Source organism: Amycolatopsis sp. 505, assembly GCF_031625235.1.
Classification (GTDB): Bacteria; Actinomycetota; Actinomycetes; order Mycobacteriales; family Pseudonocardiaceae; genus Amycolatopsis.
In genome coordinates, this window is record NZ_JACKQP010000001.1 from 113,285 (window position 1) to 130,630 (window position 17,346).

A 17,346-nucleotide genomic window follows, 5' to 3' on the forward strand; every position below is an offset into this window, starting at 1 on the left:
TCAGGAAGCCAGGCCGAGGTCCCGGATCAGCTTGGCCACGTGGCCGGTCGCGCGGACGTTGTAGAAGGCGTGGGCGATCTTGCCGTCGGCGTCCACGACGAACGTCGACCGGATCACGCCCAGATAGGTCTTCCCGTAGTTCTTCTTCTCGCCGTACGCGCCCCAGGCTTCGATGACCGTCTTCTCGGGGTCGCCCAGCAGCGGGAACGTCAGGCCCTCGTTCGAGACGAACTTGGCGAGCTTCGCCTGCGTGTCCGGCGAGATGCCGACCACCTGGTAACCCGCGTCGTTCAGGTCGGCGAGGTTGTCGCGGAAGTCGCAAGCCTGCTTGGTGCAGCCCGGCGTGCTCGCCGCCGGGTAGAAGTACACCACCACGGACCGGCCGCGGAAGTCGCTCAGGGACACTTCCTTGCCCTCGCTGTCGGGCAGGGTGAAGTCCGGGGCTTCGTCACCGGGGGAAAGGCGCTCGGTCATGCCCCGAGCCTAACGTCAAGCCGGCCCGCAGTAGGTGACCGCGGCGGCTTCGGTTGCGCTCGGGCGGATCTGCAGGCGCAGCTGCGTCGGCTCGCGCGAGACCGCGAACGCCAGCGTGATGTGCACCGAACGGCCCGGCAGCACGTCCTTGCCCGCGTCGGTGATCCCGGTGAACCCCTGGGTGGTGTCCACGACCTGCTTGACCGCGGTGCCGCCCGCGGTGGCCGTCACGTTGAGCCCCGACAGCTTGTACGTCGTCGAGCCGTCGTTGGTCAGCTGGACGTCGAAAGCGGCGCCGCGCGGGCTCTGCGGGTACGCCGACGGGCTGGGGCGGAACGACTGGGGAGAGCCGACCGAGATCCTGAGGCCGCTGGCGAACCGGTGGTCGGCGCCGAACTTGAGATCGTTGCCGGCCGGCGCGGCCGAGGCGCCGGCGCCCGCGGGGGAGCCAGCCGCGCCGAGCGCCGCGGTGCCCTCGTGCGCCGAAGGGACCCCGCACGCCACCGCCAGGCCGAGCAGTCCTGCGGTGAACATGATCTTGCGGGTGCGCGCGAGCGCCATTGCGGGTACTCCAGTCGGCGGGTCGGGTGCCGTCGGCAACGGGGGATTGCCGGGGGAACCCGCTCCACTCTGGCCGTGATCGCGCGTGGTTACGAGGCGCGACCGGGGGTTGTCGCGCACCTGGTGCCACCCCGTGGCCAATCCGTGACCGGAACGGCACGGCTGGTGACAATCTCTGGCCACATGCCACTTAAACCGCGAGCGCGAACAGCAGGATGAAGATCGCGACGCCGGCCACCCACGCCGTCATCAGCCAGCCGAAATCGCGGACCGGATCAACGGCGCGGCTCTCCTCGCCGGGCACGTACACGCCGCGCTCCTCGAACCAGTCCGCCCAGCGGGCGACCCAGCGCAACGGGTTGCGCGACGCCATGCTTCACCTCCGGGGACCGGTTGACCCCGTCACAGTACGCGTTCGGTCACGCACACCGGAAGGCGCGGGCGGCCGTCCACTCCCGACATCCCACGGCCGGGTGAACGTCGGCACCACTCGTGTAGAAGCTCAAGCCAGGCCGTGACGGCGCAGGATCGTCACGGCACGGACGGTCGCGTACCCCCGCCATTCGAGCGACGCGGCGGGCGAGAAGCTCGCGAAATCCACCCGCCAGCCGCCGTCGTCCTGTTGCGCCTCCGCGAGCCGCCGCAGTTCCGCGTCGACGACGTCGGCGGCGAACAACGCGCGCGCCGGGCGGTCCGGCAGCGGCGCGAAATCCAGGGCGCGGAGGGTTTCGCCCTCCGAACCACCGTCCACCGGGGCCAGTCCGTCGGCCGGGACGAACGCGGCGAGGTGCTCCAGGAGCGCCGGGGCCTCCTCGTGGAGTTCGTGCGCGGCGTCGACGAACTGCACCGCGAAGGACAACGCGATCGCGTGCGGTGGCCCGGAAAGTTCGCGGATGGCGCGGAAGCAGTACTGCGTCGCCGCGGCCAGCCACGGGTGTTCCCGCACGGCCCGGTCGTGCCGGGCGACGCGCAGGGCCACGCCGGCGGTGAACGCGGTGCTCTGCAGGGTGGTCACGGCCGGATCGGCCTGGGCCCAGAAGGGCGCGCAGCCGGCCGGGTCCGCCACGGGCAGCGCGAACGGCAGGCCACCGTCCGGACGGGACGCCGTCGCCAGCCAGTCGCAGAGCCGCTCCGCGTGCGGTGTGGTCCGCGGGGCGACTTCCTCGAAGACCTCGAAGGCGTGGAGGGCGCCGCCGGGCTGGCTTTCCGGCGCTCGCAGGTCCGGTTCGAGGCCCCAGCCGTAACCGCCGTCCGGGTTGCGGTAGCCGTCGACGGCGGCCAGCACCGCGTCGGCGTCGGTGGCGCCGTCGAGCAGTTCGAAACGGCGGCGGTCGAGGAGGCGGGCGTGCGTCGCCATGAAGGACGCCGCCGCGGGAAGGTTCACGGACATGCCGCCAGCGTCGCACCCGGCGCGGCTGGCCGTCTTGAACGGATCGGACGTCACGGCAGCTGCGGTCCGGCCGGGGCCGAGCGCAGCCGCGCCGCGTCCTGCCCGGGCGGGGCGCCGAACAGGCGGCGGTACTCGCGGTTGAACTGCGACGGGCTGTCGTAGCCGACGAGGTGCCCGACCCCGGCGACGTCGCCCGCGTCGGCCAGCAGCAGCGACCGGGCTTCCTGCAGGCGGATGCGCTTCTGGAACTGCAGCGGGCTCAGCGCCGTGGTGGCGCGGAACTGGCGGTGGAACGCCGACGCGCTCAAGCCGCTCAGCCGCGCGAGCTCCTCGATCCGCATCGGCTCGGCGTAGTTCTCCCTGATCCAGCGGATCGCCCGCCCGACGTGCGCGGCGCCGCTGCCGGCCAGGCCGATCCGGCGGACCAGGCCGCCGGGCGGGCCGGTCAGCAGCCGCCACAGGATCTCCCGCTCGATCAGGGGCGCGAGCACGGGCACGTCCGACGGGTGGTCGAGCAGCCGGAGCAGGCGCAGCGCCGCGTCGAGCAGTTCCGGACCGGCGTCGTCGATGGCGATCGGGGACGACGGCGGGGTGCGGGGCGGTGCCTCGGGCAGGAGCGGGGCGATCGCCGCGGGCCGCAGGGCGAGACCCAGGCCCAGCGCGGGCGTCCGCGGGGTGGCGCCGACGAAGTGGCCGGTCACCGGCAGGTCGGTGCCGACTAGCAGGTACTGCCCGGCGCGGTACTCGTGCACCTGCTCGCCGAGCAGCAGGCGCTTGCCACCCTGGGCCATGACGACCAGCAGCGGCTCGGCGAGCGAGTGGTGCGGCTCGCTCGATTCCACTTTGGACAGCAGCAGGCCCGGCACCGGCGTGCGCAGGTCGGCGTGGGCGTGCCGGGCGACGAGGTCGCGGAGTTCTTCGAGCACCCGTCCAGGAAACCTGCGTCGAGAGGATTGTGCAAGAGGTCGCTGCGATCGGTCTACCATTGAGCAGGACATACGCGGTTTCCTTGAGTGGTCGATCCGACGACTGAAGGAGAGTTTCGTGTCACTCGATCACTACGTCACCCTCGGCCGCTCCGGCCTCCGCGTCAGCCCGTTCGCCCTCGGCGCGATGACCTTCGGGGAAGACCCCGGCGGCGCCGGCTGCGACGTCGAAGAGTCCGAGAAGATCCTCGCGACCTACCTCGACCTCGGCGGCAACTTCGTCGACACGGCGAACTTCTACACCAACGGCCATTCCGAGAAGATCCTCGGCGACTTCTTCGCCGCCCAGCCGGGCCGCCGGGCGCGGGTGGTGCTCGCGTCGAAGTTCTTCGGCAACATGTTCCCCGGCGACCCCAACGGCGGCGGCGCCGGCCGCGCGTCGATCATCGCCCAGCTCGACGAGACGCTCCGGCGGCTGCAGACCGACTACCTGGACCTGTACTGGCTGCACAACTGGGACCGCGCCACGCCGATCGAGGAGACCATGCGGACCCTCGACGACCTGGTGCGCGCGGGCAAGATCCGGTACGTCGGCTTCTCGAACACCCCGGCGTGGGTCACCGCGCAGGCGCAGACCACGGCGTTGCTGCGCGGCTGGACGCCGTTGATCGCGCTGCAGGTCGAGTATTCGCTGCTGGCGCGGACGGTCGAGGGCGAACTGGCGCCGTTCGCGCTGGACCAGGGCCTGGCGCTGGTGCCGTGGAGCCCGCTGAAGAACGGTTTCCTGTCCGGCAAGTACCGCCGCGGCGCCGCGACGCCGGATTCCGCCCGCGCGGCCTTCGTCGGCGGTCCGTCCGAAGCGGAGTTCGCGGTCATCGACGCGGTCGCGGCGATCGCCGAGGAGCTCGGGTCGACGTCCGCGGCGGTGTCGCTCGCGTGGCTGCGGGCGCGGCGCGGAACGGTGGTCCCGATCATCGGCGCGCGGCGGCTGGAGCACCTGACCGGCAACCTGGCCGGGCTGGACGTCACGCTGACCCCGGCGCAGCTGGCTGCTTTGGACGAGGTTTCCGCACCGGAGCTGGACTATCCGGCCCCGATGCACGGCGCCCAGCGGGCGATGCTGCAGTACGCGGGCACGACGGTCGACGGTGAACCGTCCACTGTGTACCCGCCGTTGCTGCAGAGCGGGGTCCGCTACTGACCCACCGTGATGTGCGGCGCCAGCGCCCGCAGGAAGTCGGCCGCGTCGAACATCTCGCCGGCCGTGGCGACGCCCTTGGCCTTCGTCCGCCCGGTCAGGATCCGGTCGACCGCTTCCACCGCCAGCGGCGCGCTCACCGCGTAGATGTCCTCGCCGCGCGCCACGATCCGGCGTTCCTCGTCGCCGGCGCGCACCACGACGTCCACCACGAACGTCTCGGCCGCGTCGCGCTCGCCGGCCGCCGCCAGGCCCTGGGCCGCGTCGACCGTCATGTAGCTGATGACGTCGCGGACCTCCAGGTGCCGCGGGATCGTCACGATGTCGGCCATCGAGAACTCGCCGAAGACCGGCCGGGGGCCGAGCGGTTCGGGGAACGCCCACTCGCGCGTCGGCAGGGCGTCTTCGCGGTAGTCCAGCCGGCCGCCCGCGTACCGGATGCGCTTGCCGCCACGGCGTTCCCGGGACACCCGGCCCGCTTCGAGGGTGCCGGCCGTCGGGCGCCAGCCGCTGAGCCCGTAGGCGACGTGGATCTCGGCGGCCGCCGTCCAGTCGCCCATCGCCGCCGTGGCGAGCAGGTCGGCCAGGCCGCCGAAGAACGCCATCGCGGGGACGACCGCGGTGTCGGCGGTCAGCGCGAGGGTGTCGAGGTTCGCCTCGATCTCGGCGGCGACGTCGACGTACGGGACGCCGGCGCGGATGGCCGCCTCGGCGAGCGGGACGGCCGTGCCGGCGAACGGGCCCGCGCAGTTGATCACCGCGTCGACGCCGTCGAGCGCGCGGTCGAGGGCGGCCGGGTCGTCGGCCGGCGCCGGCCGCCCGCCCGGCAGCTTCGCCGCGTTCCGTCCGGAACGGACGGCGTCGAAACCGCGCTTTTCCAGCTCCGCCACCACGAAGCGGCCGGTGTGCCCATAAGCGCCGTAAACCAGTACCGAAGTCATGAGGTGATCCTCGCGAGCCCCGGACATCGTCACCAGTGTCCGGAACGACATGATGCGTACACTTTCGGACATGCACGTGGTCGCCCTCGCCGCCACCGACGGGATGCTGTCGTTCGAACTGACGATCGCCACCGAGGTGTTCGGCGAAGACCCCCGGTACGGCTTCGCGGTCTGCGGCTCGGCCCCGGTGAGGGTGGGCCGCTTCCTGCTGGAGCCGGACCACGGCCTCGACCGGCTGGCGCGCGCGGACACGGTGCTCGTGCCGGGCTGGGCCGACGTCGACGCGGCCCCGCCGGCGGACCTGGTCGACGCCGTGCGCGCGGCCCACGCCCGCGGCGCCCGGGTGGCGTCGCTGTGCACGGGCGCCTTCGTGCTGGCGGCCGCCGGCCTGCTGGACGGCTTGCGCGCGACCACGCACTGGGCCCACACGGACGTCCTGGCCGCCCGCTACCCAGAGGTGACGGTGGACCCGGACGTGCTTTACGTGGACAACGGCCAGGTCCTCACGTCGGCGGGCAAGGCGGCGGCGATGGACCTGTGCCTCCACCTGGTCCGCGCCGACCACGGCCCGGCGGCGGCCAATGCGATCGCCCGCCGCCTGGTGGTGCCACCGCACCGGGCGGGCGGCCAGGCCCAGTTCGTGACGACGCCGGTTCCGAGCCGCGACGACCACCCGCTGGCCGAACTGCTCCCGTGGATCACCGCCCGCCTCGACCGGCCGCTGACGGTCGAGGACCTGGCCCGCGAAGCGAACATGAGCAGCCGCCACCTGGGCCGCCACTTCCGGTCGGCCACGGGCACGACGCCGTTGCAGTGGCTGCTGAACCAGCGCATCCGCCGGGCCCAGGAGCTGCTGGAGAAGACGGACGCGAGCATCGACGCGGTCGCGGAGGCCGTCGGCATGGGCACGGCGACGACGTTGCGGCGGCACTTCAACCGGACGGTCGGGGTGCCGCCGGACACCTACCGGCGGACGTTCCGGAGCTGAGGGATCGGCGAGCGCTCTCCGCGAGCAGACCTCGCCCAACCCCGAGTGGGCCCGGAGAGACTCGAACTCTCACTGGCACGGACCTAAACCGTGTGCCTCTGCCAATTGGGCTACGGGCCCCCGGTACTCCGCAGCCTAGCGTGCGGCGTGGCCCGTGCGGACGCGGCGGGGCGGTCGACTAAGTTGGGGCCTGGAAGTCCCATGCGGCGAGGAGGACACGTGGCCCGCGATCCCGAGACGATCGAGCGTGAGATCGAGCAGGCTAGGACCGCCCTGGCGGCGACGCTCGACCAGCTCACCGTCAAGGCCGACCCGAAGAAGCTCGCCGACGCGGCCAAGGACGGCGTGCGCGCCAAGCTGGACAACCCCAAGGTCAAGTTCCCGCTGATCGGTGCGGGCGTCCTCGTGCTTGTCCTGCTGGTGCGCAAGCTCCTCAAGTAGCGCTAGGCCTGCTTCGCCGGCGCCTTGCTCTCCGCGGCGGGCGCCGGCTCGGCCGGGGCCTTGCGGTCCTCGACCGCCTTCGGGAGTTGCTTGCTCGGCGGCAGCTGGGGCTTCTTGTCCGCCGACGCCGGAGTCTGCTGCTTCGGCACGCTGCCGGGCGGCGGCACCTCGAGCGGCGGGAGCTTCGGGAGCGTCAGGCGCGCCGTCATGTACGCGCTGGTGAAGTCCAGCGCACTGCCGTTGAGCAGGTGGACCACCGTCGTCTTGGCGTCGCCGGCGAGCTCCTCGACCAGCTGGTCGGCCCGGTCGCGCGCGGCGATGATGCCGGGCTCACGGGCGGTCAGCTCCTTGCCGCGGCCGCTGACCGTGATGGCCCAGTCGGCGTCTTCCTGGACGTATGTCGCCGTGATCGTTTCCACCATCTGCCTCACACCCCTCTCCCTCACCAGCATCCTTACACAACCGTGACGCGCTCACCGCGCTTTCGTGACGCGGCTCCCGTGCCCCTCCTCCGGCCGTGAAGGTCCAGCACACTTTCTACCGTGTCACCAGAACAGTAGAGCAACTCTGTGTCACAAGACACGATTGCTGTGAGTAACCACCGGATGGCCTAGTGCACGCGCAAGCTAACGTGCACGGTCTCGCAGGCCGCTCCACAGCACGTCCATGGCGTACTCGGTGGCCAGCTCGGGGGTCACTTCCTCGTGCCGCTCGCACCAGATCGCGAGCCGTTCGCACGCGCCGACCACGAATTCCGCGGCCGCTTCGGCCTTCAGGTCGTCCCCGTTGTCGAAGTGGCCGCTCATCAGCGCGGCGATGAGGTCGGTCTGCTGGCGGCGGGTCTCCTCGACCTCGTCGGCGGCCGGCGTGCCGATCAGCGCCATTTCGTGCCGCAGCAGCGACCACGCCTGCCGCCGTTCGCGGATGAAGACGAAGAAGGCCAGCAGGCCGCGGCGGAGCGCGTCCTCGGCGTCGGCCGCCCCGACGGTCGCCTGCTCGGTGACCTCGCGCAGCACCGCGCGCGACTCCCGGATGCAGGCCAGCAGGAGGCCTTCCTTCGAGTTGAAGTACTCGTAGAGCATCGGCTTCGAGACGCCCACCAGCTCGGCGATCTCGTCCATCGACGCCGCCGCGTAGCCGCGCTCCGAAAAGACCTGCTCGGCGACCTCGATCATCTGCCGCATCCGGTCGGCCCGTGGCATGCGCTTGCGCTTGGCGGTGGTCACGGGTAACACTCTACCGCTGGTAACCTACTCCCAGTAAGATGGACGACGAGTAACAGGAACCCGGAGGCGTCATGGGCAACCGCACGGAGACCGGGGTCGTCATCGTCGGGACCGGCTTCTCCGGTCTCGGCATGGCGATCCAGCTGCGCAAGGAGGGCCGCGAGGACTTCGTCATCCTCGAAAAGGCCCACGACGTCGGCGGCACCTGGCGGGACAACAGCTACCCGGGCTGCGCCTGCGACATCCCGTCGCACATGTACTCGTTCTCCTTCGAGCAGAACCCGGGCTGGTCACGGGCCTATTCGCCGCAGCCGGAGATCTGGCGGTACATGCGCGAGGTGGCCGACAAGCACGACCTGCGCCGGTTCATCCGGTTCGGGCAGGAGATGACCGGTGCCCGCTGGGACGCCGAGGAAGGCCGGTGGCACGTCGCCACGAGGGGCGGCGACGAGTTCGCCGGGACCGCGCTGGTCGCCGGGGTCGGCGCCCTCCACCTGCCGATGATCCCGGAGCTGCCCGGGATCGAGCGGTTCGAAGGCCCGGCCTACCACTCGGCGCGGTGGCGGCACGACGTCGACCTGAAGGGCAAGAAGGTCGCGGTCATCGGCACCGGCGCCAGCGCGGTCCAGTTCGTCCCGAAGATCGCGCCCGAGGTGGCGGAGCTGACGCTGTTCCAGCGGACGCCGCCGTGGATCATGCCGAAGGCCGACCACGAGATGTCCGGCCGGACGCGCGCGCTGTTCAAGGCCTTCCCGCCGGCCCAGCGGGCCTACCGCACGCTGCTCTACTGGCTGCTCGAAGCGCGGGCGGTCGGCTTCAACGGCCAGTCGTGGGTGATGAAGCTCGGGCAGCGGATCGCCAAGCGCAACATCCACCGCGCGATCGAGGACCCGCAGCTGCGGCGCAAGGTCACCCCCGACTACACCATGGGCTGCAAGCGCGTGCTCATCTCCAACGACTACTACCCGGCGCTGGCGCGCGACAACGTCGACGTCGTGACCGAGGGCGTGCGGGAGGTCCGCGAGCGCAGCGTCGTCGACGCCGCGGGGGTCGAGCACGCGGCCGACGTCATCATCTACGGCACCGGCTTCCACGTCACCGACGCCTTCGACGACCTGGAGATCGTCGGCCGCGACGGGCGCAACCTCGGCAAGGAGTGGGCGACCGAGGGGATGCGGACGCACCTGGGTATCACCGTCGCCGGGTTCCCGAACCTGTTCTTCCTGCTCGGCCCCAACACCGGGCTCGGGCACAACTCCGTCGTGTTCATGATCGAGGCCCAGATCTCCTACGTCGCCGAAGCGCTGCGGCTGGCCCGCGGGAAGCCCATCGAGCCGAAGCCGGAAGTGCAGGAGCGGTTCAACCGGCAGATCCAGCGCAAGCTCGCAAAGGGCATCTGGACCCGCGGCGGCTGCAAGAGCTGGTACCTCGACGCGAAGGGCGTGAACCGGACGATCTGGCCCGGCTTCACCTGGCGGTACTGGCTGGACACGCGGAAGGTGCGGCGCGAAGACTTCCAGGTCGGCTGACCCGGCCGGGGCCCTCACCGAGGGAGGTGGTGAGGGCCCCGGCCGGGGGATCAGCGGGAGGTGTAGCGGCGCAGGCGGGCGACCAGGTCGACGGTCGGCAGGCCGCACAGCTCGGCCATGCGCTCGAGCGCGGGCAGGTCGAGGGCGACCTCGCCGCCGCCCTGCTCGCCGGCCTGCCGCAGCCGGTCCTCGGCCCAGCGCCGCAGCGGCAGCAGGTCGGCCGGGGCGTCGGCGACGACCTTGCGCAGGTCGACGCGGACCCGGCCGGGCTCGTCGAGGAACACCCGGCGGTGCACCTTGGCCAGCAGGTCCTGGGGGAGTTCGTCCATCGCGACGCACAGCTCGACCAGGCGCACGACGGAGCACTGTCTGGTGCCCAGCTCGTAGGTGGCCAGCGTCTGCAGCGAGATCTCGCTCTGCAAGTGCTGGTTCAGCTCCTTGCGCGTCCACCCTCGGCTGCGCCGGAGCTTGCGGAGCTCGTCTCCGAGGATCCGCTGGTACTCCTCAGCGTCGATCAGCACATCAATGTCCCCTGCCGTGCGCTCCCACGGCACCGCACGGGCGTGATAATTCCCGTGCAGGTGCACCCTCACGTGTATGTAAGTGCGCTGGGGCCCGCCCCTTACGCGATTTCGGGCATGTCTTTGATACCGATTGCGCGAGTTAGGCCGAACGGGTTAACGCCGGCTCGCTGAGCGGGTCAGTTGACGCAGGGAACGCCCTCGGCGGTGATCGGCTTCTCGTCGCTCGCGGCCGGCGGCGGCGCCGCAGCCTGCGACGTTGCGCCCGCGGCACCGGAGCCGGCGCCCGAACTCGTGTCGGAGGTCGAGCCCTGGTAGTCGGCGCCGAGGAAGACCGTCACGTGGCCGGCCGGCACGCTCTTGTCCTCCTGGACCGTCGGCGAGCCGCCCAGCGCGTCCGCGACGGCCTGGCCCTTGTCCTTGCCGCCCTTCGGCACCCAGATCACGGTGGTCTTGCGCGCGGTCGCGTTGGCCGTCTCGCCGGGGGTGAAGCCCTTGCCTTCGAGCGTTTTGGCCACGTTCGCGGCGAGCCCGGTGCGGCCGGAGGCGTTGCGGACGTCGACCGTGGTCGCCTTGTTGGCCGGGTCGGCCTGCTGGGCGGGCGGCGCCTGGCCCGGCGGCGGCCCGGCCAGGCCCTGCACGAACTGCTTCACCTCGGCGGGGTCGACCTGGATGGCCGAGCCGTCTTCGGGGGTCTTGTAGTCGATATTCTTCACCGGGATCGTGCGAAACTCGAGCTGGCCGCCGGTCAGGCCCTTCATCTGCTGGGCGAACCCGAAGATGTCCCAGTTCTGGTTGAGCACGACCGACTTCTTGATGGCGTCGATCAAGTCCGACAGCTTCGCCGGGTTGGTCAGCGTGCCGGCCGAGAGCACCTTGCGGGCCATGCCGGCCATGAACACCTGCTGGCGGACGACCCGGTCGAGGTCGCCGTTCGGCAGGCCGTGGCGCTGCCGGACGAACTCGAGGGCCTCGACGCCGGAGATCGTGTGCTGGCCCTTGGTGAAGTTCGCGCCGGAGTACTGGTCCTTGACGGTGTTGTTCAGGCAGACGTCGACGCCGCCGATGGCCTTGGTGATCTCGCTGAAGCCGAGGAGGTTCACCGCGGCGTAGTTGTCGATGGTCGACCCGGTGAGCTTCTCGACGGTCTCGATCAGCTCCTTCGCCCCGGCCTGGTTGGCCTTGACGTCGAGCTCCTTCGGGTCGGTGACGCCCTGCTTCTGCAGGTCCTTGCGGGCCGACAGCATCGCCCGCGCGTACGCCGAGTTGATCTTGTGCTTGCCGTAGCCGCCGGGGATGTCGACGTAGGTGTCGCGCGGCAGCGAGATCGCGACGGCCTTGCTGCCGTCGTTCGGGATGTGCACGAAGATCAGCGAGTCGGTGTTGAGCTCGCCGTCGGCGTCCCCGGCGCGCAGCTCGTCGAGCACCTCGCGCGGCAGCGGGTTGCCCTGGGCGTCGGTGCGGCTGTCCAGGCCGACCAGCAGGATGTCGCGGGCGCCGTCGGCGGGCTTGTCGCCACCGCCGCCGTCGCTGAGCACGTTCGTGTAGTTCAGCCCGTTGACCAGGCCCTGCATGGCCGCCCAGGCGTACCCGGTCAGGCCCATCACCAGCAGCGAGACGACGGCCAGCGCGATCTTCGCGCCGCGGAAGGAGTTGCGGCGGGCGCGCGGGGCCGGGCGGGGCTCGGGCCGCCGGGACGGCGGCGCGGCCGCCCGGCGGGAGTCCGCGGGCTCGCGGCGGGAGTCCGCCGGCTCGCGACGGGGTGCGGGGCGGCGCGGCGGAGTGCTGCGCCGTGCGTCGGCCCGGCCTGGCTCGTCCTGCCAGGGCCGGGCGGGGCGGCGGCCGCCTTGCCCGTTCCGAGGCGGGTGATCCACGCGGGCGACTCCTCACTCCATCGATCGGGTGGTGCTAGGGAATGGGACGCATGGTGCCTGCCCCGGGTTGCCGTAGCGTTACACATCCCCCCGCGAATGTGTCACGCACCACCCAGTTTCCCGCATGTTCGACGGTTTCGCCTGGTCAGGACGTCGCATTCGCCGGTGGTCGAGCCGGGAGCAGGGTTCCCGCGGCGGCCAGCAGCGCAAACCCGGCCGTGACGGCGTGGAGCGTGACGCCGAGGAAGCCCGGGGTGCTGCCGTCGGCGGCGAACAGCAGCGACGGGGCGCAGGCGAGCGCCGTGACCAGCCACGTGCCGGTCGCCGCGCCGGCGCCGATCCGGATCGTGTGCAGCAGGAACACCCCGAGCAGCAGGTGCACCAGGCTCTGGATCGGGTCGAGCCGCAGACCGAGCAGGTCGGCGTCGGCGGCGACCCCGCCGAAGCGGGTCAGCGCGAAGCCGAACACGCCCAGCGTGGCGTACCCGATCCCGAGCCCGGCCGCGGCCCGGGTGAGCACCGCCGTCCGGCGGCCCGGGTGGTCGGCCGCGCGCGGCTGCCGGACGCCGTGGCCGTGCCGTTCGAACCCCCAGAAGACCAGGGTCGCGGGCACGGCCAGCAGCCCGACCGCGACCAGCGTGCGCGGGCGGATCAGCCAGCTGAGCCCGTCGGCGATCCGGCCGGGCAGGTAGACGACGGCGACCAGCAGCAGCATCGCGGCGAGGAACGCCAGGTAGAGGCTCATCGGCGCGCGCAGGACGAACCGGCAGGCGCGGGCGACGCCCGGCCGGTCACCGAGCCTGCCGAGCGGACGGGCCAGCAGCCCGAGCACGCCGAGCTGGACCAGGCCGAGGAGGAGCACGCCCCACGGCGGGGCGGAGAACGCGGCGGGCGCGCCCGGGCTGCCGAGCAGGACGGGTGGCCCGCCCCGCAGGACGCTCATCCCGGCGAGGCCCGCGACCCCGGTGGTAACGGCCGCCGCGAGGAGCCGCCGGGACGGGCGGACGCCGTCGGCGTGGGCGAAGGCGAGCTGCTGGGCGAGCAGGGCGATGGCGAACGTCGCCGCGTAGCGCGGCAGCGGCGAACCGGACCAGCTCGCGGCCAGCTCACCGGCGCCGACCAGCACGAGCAGACCCACGGCTGCGCTCACCGGCGCCCGGCGGTGCAGGGCGAGCAGCGGAGGCGCGCAGACGATCGTCAGCAGGTAGACGCCGAGCAGCCAGAGCGGGTGCAGCGCGATCCGCATCACCGTCGCCGTCGTGCCCGCCGGGCTGCCGAGCAGTTCGAGCGCGAGCGGCGTCAGCAGTGCGACGACGGCGAAGATCAACGCCGGCCGCAGCAGCGGGCTCGCGCGTTCGGCCAGGTAGTGCCGGTAGCCGCCGCCCGCCTGCTGCTCGGCGCGCCAGCCGGCCGCGTTGGCGTGGCCGCCGGCGAAGTAGATCAGCGGGGCGAGCTGGGCGAGCCAGGTCAGCGGCCAGAGCGCCGGTTCGGGGGCGCCGGCCCAGTGCGCGAGCGCCGTCACCGATTCGCCGAGCAAGAGCAGGACGACCCCGCCGGCGCCGAGCAGCGCCCACCGGCTGACCTCCGCAGGGTCGGCGAGCGGAACGGGCGCCCGCGGCTCGCGCCGGGCGCGCAACCAGCCGCGCAGCCGGAAGATCAGCAGGCAGCCGATCACCAGCACGCCGGCGACCATCGGGCCGATCGGGTCGCCGACCGGCGGGCCCCAGCGCTGGTGCCACGAGTTGACGACCAGCCCGGCCGAATAGAAGGAGGCGACGGCCCGGCAGGTGAGCGCCGAGTTCATCGGGTTGAGGTCGCAGGCGTGGTGCATGTCGTAGGACAGCCGGTCGTCCAGGGCCTCCCGGACCTCCGGGCCGAGCGGGTGGCCCTTGCGGTCGGCGTACCGGAGCAGGTCGTAGCCGAGGTCGTGGGCCTTGCACGGCACGGCGTAGTCCCACTTCGTGTTGTCGTCGCCCCACGGGGTCGAGCAGCCGCCGTCGACGTGCACTGCCCGGACGGTGCCGTCGCGCGCCGGCATCGCGCCCGGGGTGACGCCGCTGAGCGCGGTGAAGTCCTTCGGCAGCCGGGCGAGCGCGTCGGGGTGCGGGCCGGGGTGGACCAGCGCCTCGATGGCGTTCTGCGCGGCCAGCACGTCACCGGTCGGCGGCCCCTGGTCCGGCGGCGACGGCGGGCGTGAGGCGATCAGCCCGAAGGCGAAGACGACCAGCAGGACCAGCAGCAGCCAGCCCGACGTCGACCAGGGTCGGCGGGTGCGTGGCGGATCGGTCAGGGCCGGCATGGGTTCAAGGGTGCCAGCCGCGCTCGGCGGCCGACATGGGGATAACCGCAGGATCGGCTTGCGGTTTTCCGCAAGCTGCCCGGACGGCTGCCCGTTCCGCCCTTCCTCGGGGGGAAGGTCCTGGTGAGACTGGGGAGAGGGGGCGCGGCGACCAGGAGGCAGCAGTGCGCTCGACCGAGCTCGCCGTGCCCGCGGAGAACACCGTGCGCGCACTGCGCCGCCTCGCCCCCGGCGCCCGGTTGCGCACGCCGTGCACGCCGGAGCTGCGGGTGATCGCCGAGGCGCTGCGTTCGTGCGCGCCGGCGGAGCTGTCCCGGGTCCACCCCGGGCCGGTGGGACGGGTGGTGCTGGCCGCCCAGTTGCGGGCGCTGGATCGGGCGATGACGGGGTTCTTCGCCACGGGCGTCCCGGAGTCCGCCCGGCTGGTCCGGGCCGCGCGGTTCGGCCGGGTCCGCCCGGGGCGGCGGCTGCGCGAGCGGCTGGCCACCGAGCCGGGCCTCCGGACGGCGGCGCTGGCCTGGGCGGAGGCGGTCGGGTACCGGATGTTGGCGGCGGAGCTGCGCGGGGTCCGCGAGCTGCCGGAGGAAGAGGACGGCCGGCTGGCGGCGGAGCTGGCGGTAGCGGAGTTGTTGCCGCAGGCCGAGCTGCGGACGAGCGGGCGCGAGGTGCTGCGGCCCGGGCCGGCCGAGGAGGGAGCTGGGCCGCGCGGGGTGGGTGGGGTGGCCGGTGCGCCGCCGGGGCCGGATGCCGGTGCGGGCGGGGTGGGCGGTGCGCCGCCGGGGCCCGATGCCGGTGCAGGCGGTGAATCCGCTGGCCCGCCGCTCGACCCGGGCGGCTCGCCAGCCGCCGGTGGTGGCCGGTCGGGTTCACCGCTCGATCCGGGTGGGGGTGGCTCGGCGGCTGGTGGTGGTCGGTCGGGTTCGCCGCTTGGCCCGGGTGGGGGCGGGGAGTCGGCGGCTGGTGGCCGGTCCGGTTGTCGGTCCGGCCTGCCGCCCGCCGCCGCGGGTGCGGGCTCCGCTCCGCCCGCCCACAGCGCCTTCCTCCACGTCCGCTCGGTCCGCGTCACCGAGCAGGGCTTCCAGGTCGACGTCCACGCCGATCCGCCGGCCGAACTTCGGCGCGACGGCGGTGGTCTCACCCTGCGGGCCCTCTGGTGGAACGGCCTCGGCCGGGTCGTCGACGACCTCGGGTACGAGTACCTCCTGCTGGCCAAGGACCACGCCGGCACCGGGATCGTCCGGCACTGGTGCCACCCCCGCCTCGCGCCCGGGGCCACCGTCCTGCGGCTCGAGTCCGCCGGCTACCGGGGCGAGCGGCTCCGGCTGGAACCCGCCGCCGCCGGGAGTTGTGCCGAGGTGCTCGTCAAGCTCGAACTCACCGTCCGGCTGGGGGTGTGACCCCGTCCGGGGCGAAGCACACCTGGTCGCGGCCGTTCTCCTTCGCCAGGTAGACCGCCGCGTCGGCCGATTGGAGGAGACGCTCCAGGGTGTCGCCGTGGCGGGGGTGGCGGGCGACGCCGATCGACGTCGTGCGGTCGGCGATGGTCGCCGGGTCGCCGCGCTTGTCCGTCGTCACCATGTGCAGCTTGGCGATCGCGATCCGGATGCGCTCGGCGGCGTCCCAGGTCGCCTCTTCGTCGATGTCCGGCAGCAGAATGAGGAATTCCTCGCCGCCGAAACGGCCGACCAAGTCGCTCGGTCTGGTCACTTCGTCGAGCGTTTGCGCAACGGTGCGCAGCACGTCGTCGCCCGCCGGATGTCCATAGGTGTCGTTAATCCACTTGAAGTGGTCCAGATCGACCATCAGCAGCGCCAGTTGATCACCCGATCGAGCGGTCCGTTCGAGAGCGCGTTCCGCCGCCTCCGACCAGCCACGCATGTTGAGAATGCCCGTTTTCGGGTCGGTCCGGACGTCGTTCTGGAGCTGGTCGAGTTCCGCGAGGCGATTGAAGACCACGGTGACCACGGCCATCACCGCCACCATCGGCGGGACGGCCGCGAGCAGGATCGCGGTCACCGCGCCGAGGCCGATGGTGATCGCTTCGAGCATGTTGTCGGCCGGGCTGCCCAGTACGTTACGAACCGTGCGCCCGGCGGGGGATCCGAGCAGCAGGACCCCGCCCACGTACGCGATCTGGATCGCTTCGTAGATGGCCCCGGTGACGACGATGGTGCCGAACTCGCGGAGGAAGTCACCCCAGCCCGGACGGCCGAGCGAGTGCGGCCCGAGCGCCGTGTAGGTGAGGTGCGCGAGCGCGCCGGCGAGGCCGTGCGTGATGGACGAAAAAATGAAGTTGTGCGCCGGCCGCCGGGCGATGAACCAGTGCTGCAACCGGATGACGGCGATGACGAAAAGGGTGAGCGGTACCGGCAGTATCATCGCGGCGGAAAACGTCCACACGGCGGTGAGGTCGATCAGCACCGTTTTGGTCCGGTCGCGCCGCCGCTCCTCTTGGCGCTGCGTCAGTTGAATGTGGACGGTGGCGCCGGCGGCCAGAATCGCGAAATTGATCCAGTCGTTTCCGGACGGAATCGGCGAGCGCGCGAACGAGACGGCGAGAATCGCGACCGCGACGGCTTCGGCCGTCAGCATGAACGCGACCTGCACCGGGCGGCGGCGCCAGAGCGCCCAGTTGCCCGGCCAGTACGCGTGCCGGACCCGGACGCCACTGGTCGTGGTCACGGGCGTACCTGTGGTCACGCCCGGTTCTCCGGCGCTTTCCGCCCGCTCCGCGGCCGAGCCGCCCGGTTCGCCCGGCGCGCCCGGGCCACCGTCCGGTCCTGGATGCAATTGGTCACCTCCTTTCCAGCCTAGTCCCGGCCTTGAGTAATCTCATCGGTACCTGGCAGAGTGTTCACGCATTCCGTGGCCGGGTACCATCCCACAGCAACGGACCGGCCAAGGCCCCGGAGTAACTGCCGGGAACGCGGCGCAAAAGGTTCTGCGAGACTCTCCCCGCATGGAGGTGGCCCCCATGA

General features: G+C 72.1%; 17 protein-coding genes and 1 tRNA gene. 5 read left to right on the forward strand and 13 right to left on the reverse strand.

The features are described from left to right. The 5 genes from bcp to H5965_RS00660 all read right to left on the reverse strand — a co-directional run bounded on the left by bcp (nucleotide 1) and on the right by H5965_RS00660 (nucleotide 3,351). A complete protein-coding gene (bcp, locus tag H5965_RS00640) occupies nucleotides 1-474 on the reverse strand; it encodes a thioredoxin-dependent thiol peroxidase (protein WP_310967102.1) in 474 nt (157 codons plus the stop codon). Between the two features lie 15 nt (nucleotides 475-489). After that, a complete protein-coding gene (locus tag H5965_RS00645; protein WP_310967103.1) occupies nucleotides 490-1,035 on the reverse strand; it encodes a hypothetical protein in 546 nt (181 codons plus the stop codon). 190 nt (nucleotides 1,036-1,225) lie between these two features. Continuing rightward, nucleotides 1,226-1,408 (reverse strand): hypothetical protein, encoded by a 183-nt coding sequence (locus H5965_RS00650; RefSeq protein ID WP_310967104.1) that lies wholly within the window; start codon nucleotides 1,406-1,408, stop codon nucleotides 1,226-1,228. A gap of 129 nt (nucleotides 1,409-1,537) precedes the next feature. Further along, nucleotides 1,538-2,425: a hypothetical protein gene (locus H5965_RS00655; RefSeq protein WP_310967105.1), complete on the reverse strand. Its 888-nt coding sequence runs from the start codon at nucleotides 2,423-2,425 to the stop codon at nucleotides 1,538-1,540. A 50-nt stretch (nucleotides 2,426-2,475) separates the two neighbouring features. Beyond that, nucleotides 2,476-3,351, reverse strand: coding sequence for an AraC family transcriptional regulator (locus H5965_RS00660; RefSeq protein ID WP_310967106.1), 876 nt, complete (start codon nucleotides 3,349-3,351; stop codon nucleotides 2,476-2,478). Between the two features lie 118 nt (nucleotides 3,352-3,469). On the opposite strand from H5965_RS00660, the gene H5965_RS00665 reads away from it, so the two are divergent. Next, entirely contained in the window at nucleotides 3,470-4,552 is a 1,083-nt protein-coding gene (locus H5965_RS00665; RefSeq protein ID WP_310967107.1) for an aldo/keto reductase, read from the forward strand. On the opposite strand, the gene H5965_RS00670 is transcribed toward H5965_RS00665, so the two are convergent. Continuing rightward, the gene (locus H5965_RS00670; RefSeq protein ID WP_310967108.1) at nucleotides 4,546-5,490 is read right to left on the reverse strand and encodes a saccharopine dehydrogenase NADP-binding domain-containing protein; all 945 of its coding nucleotides are present in this window, start codon (nucleotides 5,488-5,490) and stop codon (nucleotides 4,546-4,548) included. The genes H5965_RS00665 and H5965_RS00670 overlap by 7 nt on opposite strands. Before the next feature lie 70 nt (nucleotides 5,491-5,560). On the opposite strand from H5965_RS00670, the gene H5965_RS00675 reads away from it, so the two are divergent. Next, nucleotides 5,561-6,478 (forward strand): helix-turn-helix domain-containing protein, encoded by a 918-nt coding sequence (locus tag H5965_RS00675; protein WP_310967109.1) that lies wholly within the window; start codon nucleotides 5,561-5,563, stop codon nucleotides 6,476-6,478. A 46-nt stretch (nucleotides 6,479-6,524) separates the two neighbouring features. Here the strand turns inward: H5965_RS00675 and H5965_RS00680 are convergent. Then, nucleotides 6,525-6,598: transfer RNA gene (locus H5965_RS00680), tRNA-Leu, on the reverse strand. Between the two features lie 99 nt (nucleotides 6,599-6,697). Between H5965_RS00680 and H5965_RS00685 the strand changes: the two genes are divergently transcribed. Continuing rightward, nucleotides 6,698-6,919 (forward strand): DUF3618 domain-containing protein, encoded by a 222-nt coding sequence (locus tag H5965_RS00685; RefSeq protein ID WP_004559246.1) that lies wholly within the window; start codon nucleotides 6,698-6,700, stop codon nucleotides 6,917-6,919. Between the two features lie 2 nt (nucleotides 6,920-6,921). On the opposite strand, the gene H5965_RS00690 is transcribed toward H5965_RS00685, so the two are convergent. Continuing rightward, entirely contained in the window at nucleotides 6,922-7,341 is a 420-nt protein-coding gene (locus tag H5965_RS00690; RefSeq protein WP_191316409.1) for a hypothetical protein, read from the reverse strand. A gap of 204 nt (nucleotides 7,342-7,545) precedes the next feature. Further along, complete coding sequence (locus H5965_RS00695) at nucleotides 7,546-8,103, reverse strand: TetR/AcrR family transcriptional regulator (RefSeq protein WP_310968457.1); 558 nt, start codon at nucleotides 8,101-8,103, stop codon at nucleotides 7,546-7,548. Nucleotides 8,104-8,216: 113 nt separating this feature from the next. On the opposite strand from H5965_RS00695, the gene H5965_RS00700 reads away from it, so the two are divergent. Then, complete coding sequence (locus tag H5965_RS00700; RefSeq protein WP_310967110.1) at nucleotides 8,217-9,674, forward strand: NAD(P)/FAD-dependent oxidoreductase; 1,458 nt, start codon at nucleotides 8,217-8,219, stop codon at nucleotides 9,672-9,674. Between the two features lie 50 nt (nucleotides 9,675-9,724). On the opposite strand, the gene H5965_RS00705 is transcribed toward H5965_RS00700, so the two are convergent. From H5965_RS00705 to H5965_RS00715, 3 genes are all read right to left on the reverse strand, one after another. Next, nucleotides 9,725-10,195 carry a helix-turn-helix domain-containing protein gene (locus tag H5965_RS00705; protein WP_310967111.1) on the reverse strand — a complete coding sequence of 157 codons (471 nt, stop codon included), beginning with the start codon at nucleotides 10,193-10,195 and terminating at the stop codon, nucleotides 9,725-9,727. Nucleotides 10,196-10,374: 179 nt separating this feature from the next. Then, nucleotides 10,375-12,069, reverse strand: a complete 1,695-nt coding sequence (locus tag H5965_RS00710) for an LCP family protein (protein ID WP_310967112.1) — start codon at nucleotides 12,067-12,069, stop codon at nucleotides 10,375-10,377. A gap of 145 nt (nucleotides 12,070-12,214) precedes the next feature. Next, nucleotides 12,215-14,368, reverse strand: coding sequence for a phospholipase A2 (locus H5965_RS00715; protein ID WP_310967113.1), 2,154 nt, complete (start codon nucleotides 14,366-14,368; stop codon nucleotides 12,215-12,217). A gap of 164 nt (nucleotides 14,369-14,532) precedes the next feature. On the opposite strand from H5965_RS00715, the gene H5965_RS00720 reads away from it, so the two are divergent. Further along, nucleotides 14,533-15,765: a hypothetical protein gene (locus H5965_RS00720; protein ID WP_310967114.1), complete on the forward strand. Its 1,233-nt coding sequence runs from the start codon at nucleotides 14,533-14,535 to the stop codon at nucleotides 15,763-15,765. On the opposite strand, the gene H5965_RS00725 is transcribed toward H5965_RS00720, so the two are convergent. Next, on the reverse strand, nucleotides 15,743-17,158 hold the full coding sequence (locus tag H5965_RS00725; RefSeq protein ID WP_310967115.1) for a GGDEF domain-containing protein: 1,416 nt from the start codon (nucleotides 17,156-17,158) through the stop codon (nucleotides 15,743-15,745). The genes H5965_RS00720 and H5965_RS00725 overlap by 23 nt on opposite strands. Between the last annotated feature and the right edge of the window lie 188 nt (nucleotides 17,159-17,346).